Origin of the sequence: Streptomyces sp. NPDC050263 (assembly GCF_040655955.1) — a bacterium.
In the GTDB taxonomy this organism is placed as follows: Bacteria; Actinomycetota; Actinomycetes; order Streptomycetales; family Streptomycetaceae; genus Streptomyces.
In genome coordinates, this window is sequence record NZ_JBFAKW010000237.1 from 1 (window position 1) to 5,206 (window position 5,206).

The 5,206-nt window shown below is 72.3% G+C and carries 6 protein-coding genes; 2 read left to right on the forward strand and 4 right to left on the reverse strand.

The genetic code is table 11. The features are described from left to right. Nucleotides 1–105: 105 nt before the first annotated feature. Both AB0J04_RS45195 and AB0J04_RS45200 read left to right on the forward strand, forming a co-directional pair. Nucleotides 106–456, forward strand: a complete 351-nt coding sequence (locus AB0J04_RS45195) for a VOC family protein (RefSeq protein WP_363174557.1) — start codon at nt 106–108, stop codon at nt 454–456. 103 nt (nt 457–559) lie between these two features. Next, nucleotides 560–907, forward strand: a complete 348-nt coding sequence (locus AB0J04_RS45200) for a DUF6204 family protein (protein WP_363174558.1) — start codon at nt 560–562, stop codon at nt 905–907. Here the strand turns inward: AB0J04_RS45200 and AB0J04_RS45205 are convergent. The 4 genes from AB0J04_RS45205 to AB0J04_RS45220 all read right to left on the reverse strand — a co-directional run bounded on the left by AB0J04_RS45205 (nt 885) and on the right by AB0J04_RS45220 (nt 4,929). After that, nucleotides 885–1,430, reverse strand: a complete 546-nt coding sequence (locus AB0J04_RS45205) for a GNAT family protein (RefSeq protein WP_363174559.1) — start codon at nt 1,428–1,430, stop codon at nt 885–887. The two genes, AB0J04_RS45200 and AB0J04_RS45205, sit on opposite strands and share 23 nt — an antisense overlap. 26 nt (nt 1,431–1,456) lie before the next feature. Then, nucleotides 1,457–1,717: a LapA family protein gene (locus AB0J04_RS45210; RefSeq protein ID WP_363174560.1), complete on the reverse strand. Its 261-nt coding sequence runs from the start codon at nt 1,715–1,717 to the stop codon at nt 1,457–1,459. A gap of 81 nt (nt 1,718–1,798) precedes the next feature. Beyond that, nucleotides 1,799–2,722, reverse strand: coding sequence for an LD-carboxypeptidase (locus tag AB0J04_RS45215; RefSeq protein WP_363174561.1), 924 nt, complete (start codon nt 2,720–2,722; stop codon nt 1,799–1,801). Continuing rightward, nucleotides 2,719–4,929 carry a prolyl oligopeptidase family serine peptidase gene (locus tag AB0J04_RS45220; RefSeq protein WP_363174562.1) on the reverse strand — a complete coding sequence of 737 codons (2,211 nt, stop codon included), beginning with the start codon at nt 4,927–4,929 and terminating at the stop codon, nt 2,719–2,721. Before AB0J04_RS45220 ends, AB0J04_RS45215 begins: the two co-directional genes overlap by 4 nt. Between the last annotated feature and the right edge of the window lie 277 nt (nt 4,930–5,206).

Below are 5,206 nucleotides of genomic sequence, written 5' to 3' on the forward strand. Positions count from 1 at the left end.
TCTGGCACAACGACAAAACCGGGCAACCGATCAAACGGTCGCTGACCGCCTACGATCACTGACCGCAACGACACCCCTTGGACTCATTCATCTAGGCTCGTGCGTATGGACATTCTGGGAGCCACACTGCGTGTCTGTGTCGACGATCTGGAGGCCTCGGTCTCCTTCTACGAACGGCTGGCGGGCACCCCCGCGCTCCGCTTCGAGCGGGGCGGGGTACAGGTCGCGGCGGTCGGCTGCTTCCTGCTGATGAGCGGACCCCCTGCCGCGCTGGAGCTGCTGCGCAAGGTGGCGGCGACGATCGCGGTCTCGGACGTCGACGAGGCGCACAAGACCCTCACCGAGCTGGGCGCGGACGTCATCGCGGGCCCGGTGCCGACACCGGTGGGCCGCAACCTGATCGTCCGGCACCCGGACGGAGCGGTGTACGAGTACGCGGACCGGCGCGGCCACTGACCCCCGGGCCGCTTCCGGGCGCCGGAAAATCCCGCGTGCCGCGCACCCTCCCGGCCGTAGAGTCGAGCGTTCGCCGAAAGAGCGCAGGCACGAAGGAGCCACAGTGAGTGAGCAGCACACCTATCGGGTGATCGTCCGGGGCACCTGGGACGGCCTCGCCGAGGAGGCCCGCGGCCGGCTGCTCGCCGAGGCCGCCGACCACGGCCTGACCAGCATGCGCTTCACCGAGGAGGGGACGCTGTCGTACGAGCCGTCGCCGCTGAAGCACTTCTCGATGCGCTTTGTGGTGGTGTCGGACGCGGCGGACGGCGCGGAGATGGCGGGCGCGCTCGCCGAGGAGCGCGCCGAGACGACGCTGCGGGAGCTCGGTTACGGCTTCGCCGGGCTGCGGTCGACGGTCACGGACCTCGACACCATGAAGATCAACTTCAAGCCCGCGTCTCGACGGTGATCGCCCACCGCTCGTGATCCCGCCACTCCCCGTCGATGTGGATCATCTTCGGGGAGAGCCCCTCCAGCCGGAAGCCGCAGGCCCGGGCGAGGGCGATCGAGGCGGCGTTGCCGGGCTGCACGTTGATCTCCAGCCGGTGCAGCCGCAGCGGCCCGAAGGCGTGGTCCACCACGAGGCCGAGCGCCTCGCGCATCAGCCCGCGCCCCGCCGCGTGCGCGAACGCGCCGTAGCCCAGCGCGCCGCACTGGAAGGCGCCCTCGACGATGTTGTTGATGTTGACGAACCCGGCGACGGCTCCGTCCTCCCGGGCGCACACGAGGAAGCCGGCCTTCGACGGATCCTCGATCAGCCGGCCCGCGTAGGCCGTGTACGCGTCGGCGGTGGCCGGCGGGAACAGCCACGGGCGGTGCAGATCCTCGCTCTCGCGCACGCGCGCGGTGAACTCCGGCCCGTCCTCGTAGGTGAAGTGGCGTATCCCCACGCGGGGGCCCTCGGCGAGGTAACGGGATGCGGTGTGCGGCATCGAAACAGCGTACGACGCCGGTCAGGTCACCTCCGCCGGGTCCTGGAATACGCCCAGTACGCCCCGCACAGCGCGCCGATGATCCCCATGGCGAGCAGGGCCGTCCACAGCGGCACGGTCACCAGGGGGATCAACAGTCGGATCTCCGTGTCGTCGGTGTTCTGGAAGATGAAGACCAGGCAGAGGACGGCGAGCACCAGGACGGCGATCCGGCCGGGCGTCATGGCGGGGTTCCTGCCGCCGTGCTTTCCACCGGTCCCGGAGGTCTTCGAGGTCTTCGGGCTCATACCACCAGGGTGAGCCCTGGCCCGTGCTCACGCACGGTGAGACGCGACCGCCGGGTGAGCCGCGCCCGCCCGGCCGGACGGTCAGCGCAGGGCGGGTGCGTCGAGGGTGAGGGTGCGGGCGTCCGCGTCGAGTTCGGCGGCCACGCCGAAGGGCACGGTCAGCGCGCCCTCGCAGTGCCCGAATCCGAGCTCCTCGAGGACGGGCACGCCCAGGCCGCCGAGCCGGTCGACGAGGACCGGGCGCAGTTCCTCGTAGGGTCCGCACTTGTCCCAGGAGCCGAGCGCGACGCCCGCCACGCCGTCCAGCCATCCGGTGCGCAGGAGCTGGGTGAGGGCCCGGTCGACGGCGTACGGCCGCTCCCCCACGTCCTCGATCATCAGCAGCCCGCCGCGGGCGCCGGCGCGGGTGTGCGGGGTGCCGTAGCCGGTGGCGAGCAGGGTCAGACAGCCGCCCAGAGTGACGCCCCGCGCCCGGCCCGGAGCGATGGCCGTACCGGCGGAGGCGAGCGTGCGGACCGTCTCCGGGGCGAACAGGGTGGCTCGGAGGTGCTCCTGCGCCCGGACGTTCTTGATGAGGTCGATGCCCGCGGCCACCGGCCCGTACAGCGTGACCAGGCCCAGCCGGACCGCGAACGCCTCGTGCAGGGTGGTGCTGTCGCTGAAGCCGACGAACACCTTCGGCCCGGCCGCGCGCATCGCGTCCCAGTCGAGCAGGTCGACGACGCGCTGAGCGCCGTAGCCGCCTCGGGCGCACAGCACGGCGTCGACGTCCGGATCGCACCAGGCCCGCTGGAGGTCGGCGGCCCGGTCTGCGTCGGCACCCGCGAGGTGGGGCAGCCGGTCGTCCCGGTCCAGCACATGGGGTGCGGCCACCGGGTCGAGGTCCCAGCCGCGCAGCAGGTCGAGCCCGGCCTGCAGCCGCTCCTCCGCCACCGGCCCACTGGGCGCGACGACCGCGACCCGGGCGCCCGCGGCGAGCCTGTCCGGCCGCACGAGTTCCTTCACTGCACAAGCTCCAACCTGGGGATTCCGGGCGGACGCAGCCCGAAGACCTGAGCGTACAGCGACAGCTCGGCCTCCAGGGCGCGCACCGTGGTCGCCGCCTGCCGGAACCCGTGCCCCTCCCCCTCGAAGGCGAGATACGCGTGCGGCACCGGTCGCCCCGCCAGCCGGTCCAGGAACCGTTCGCACTGGACGGGCGGGCAGATCACGTCGTCCAGACCCTGCAACAGCAGGAACGGGACGGTGATCCGGTCTGCGTGCTCGACGGGCGAGCGCTCCGCGTACCGGTCGGGCTCCCCCACTGCCTCAAGGGCGTGGGAGGCACCCCCACCGGCGAAGGGCCCGACGAGACTGTCCAGGTAGCGCGACTCGAAGTCGTGGGTCTCGCCCGTCGCCCAGCCCACCAGGTCCAGCACGGGGTAGCGGATCGTGCCGCAGGCGTAGACGTCCGCGCCGGTCAGCGAGGCGGCGGCCGTCCAGCCGCCCGCGCTGCCGCCGCGGATCGCCAGCCGTTCGCGGTCGGCCGCGCCCTCCTCGGCGAGGGCCAGGGCTACGGCCGCGCAGTCCTCGACGTCGACCACGCCCCACTGCCCGCGCAGCCGCTCCCGGTACTCCCTGCCGTACCCGGTGGACCCGCCGTAGTCGACCTCGACGACACCGATGCCCCGGGAGGTGAAGTAGGCGATCTCCAGGTCCAGGACCAGCGGCGCGCGGTCGGTGGGCCCGCCGTGCGCCCACACGACGTAGGGCGGCAGCTCATCGCCGGGCGCGACGACGCCGGGGTGGTGGGGCGGGTACACGTGCGCGTGGACGTCCCGCCCGCCGGGGCCCGCGAACGTCCGGATCCGCGGGTCGGGGTAGTGGGCCGGGTCGACCACGTCCTCGTGCGCGGCGCCGATCACCCGGGCCCGGCCGGTCCGGGCGTCCAGCTCCACGACCTCGTAGGCGCTGCGCGGACCGGCCGCGACGGTGACGACGCGTTCCCCGTGCACCGCGAGGGTGGCCGCGCACTCGGTCCACGGTCCGGCCGCGTCGACGAGTACACCGGTCTGCGGGTCGAGGATCCCGAGGGCGCTCGCCCCGCGGCCGTGCAGGACCGCGACGAGACCGCTCTCCAACGGCGCGAACCAGCGCTGCCCGAGCTTCCACAGGGCCCCGCCGAACTCCTCGTCGCGCGGGCAGACGGGCTGATGGTCGCGGTATACGTTCCACCAGCCACTTCGGTCGCTTGTATACAGTAGGCAGTCTCTCGTCGACTGCATACTGCTGTCCGGTGACTGCATACTGCTGTCCGGTGACTGCATACCCTCGGCCGGCGACTGCCTACGGTCGCCCCGCGACTGCCGACCGTCCTCCGGCGACCGTCTCCGGTCGCCGGTCCCCGGCATCCGATCGTCCGTCGCCCGCATCTCGTCGACCGTCCCCGGCATCCGATCGCCCGTCGCCCGCATCCAATCGACCTGCGCGATCGACTCCCCCGGCCCGCCGGCCACCACCCGGGCCCCGCCGAGGGCGCCCTCCTCCGTGACGTCGGCGACGACGACCTCCGTGCCCTCCCAGGGCATCAGCGGATGGTCCCAGGTCAGCCAGGCGGCCCGGCGGCCGTCGGGTGAGAGACGGGCTCCGGTGACGAACCGTCGGCTGTCGTCGGTGAGTTCGCGCACGGCCGCGCGGTCGCCGGCGGCCGAGCCGTCCAGGGGTACGGCGGCCAGGACCCGGCGTACGTCGGTGGGGCCGGCCCCGGTGAACTCCTCCAGTACGCACCACACTTCGCCCCGGTCGAGCAGCAACTGCGGCTCCGCCCAGCGCAGTCCGCCGCCCACCGAGGAGACGGGAGTGAGCGGACGCGGCTCGCTCCCGGACTCCGACTCCGACTCCGACTCCGACCCGGGCTCGTACACATACAGCCGCTGGTCGGCGCAGTGCACGAACACCACGAGGAGTTGCCCCTCACACACGACTCCGGCCCAGGGCTGTCCGCCGTACTCGACGACCCTGCTGCGGACGTTCCACGGCGCCGGCAGCACCGACTCCTGCGTGCCGTCCACACGTCGCCGTACGAGGGTGCGGCGGCCGTTCTCGGTGGGCCGGGGCGCGGTCCACCACACCTCGTCGCCGACGAAGCCGACGCACTCGGGGCGCCCGTCGTGAGCGGCCACGAGGCTCGCGTCGATGGGCGAGGGCCAGGAACCGTAGGACAGCACCTGCACGTTGTCTCCGCTCCCGCTTCCGAACCGCTTCCGCTCCCGTTTCCGAACCGCTTCCGCGCCCGCTCCCGCTTCCGAACCGCTTCCGCTCCCGTTTCCGAACTGCTTCCGCTCCCGTTTCCGAACTGCTTCCGCTCCCGCTTCCGAACCGCTTCCGCTCCCGTTTCCGAACTGCTTCCGCTCGCCTAGATGATCAATTCCAAGGGGTGCCTGCGGAGACGCAAACGAGGGCATCCATGATCGTTTTGTGACGAACAACCTGGACACCCTCGCGACAGCA

Bases quoted from the DNA above. Each gene is read 5' to 3' on its own strand.
- AB0J04_RS45195 (WP_363174557.1), top strand. From the start codon at position 106: ATGGACATTCTGGGAGCCACACTGCGTGTCTGTGTCGACGATCTGGAG.
- AB0J04_RS45205 (WP_363174559.1), bottom strand. From the start codon at position 1,430: ATGCCGCACACCGCATCCCGTTACCTCGCCGAGGGCCCCCGCGTGGGG.
- AB0J04_RS45210 (WP_363174560.1), bottom strand. From the start codon at position 1,717: ATGAGCCCGAAGACCTCGAAGACCTCCGGGACCGGTGGAAAGCACGGC.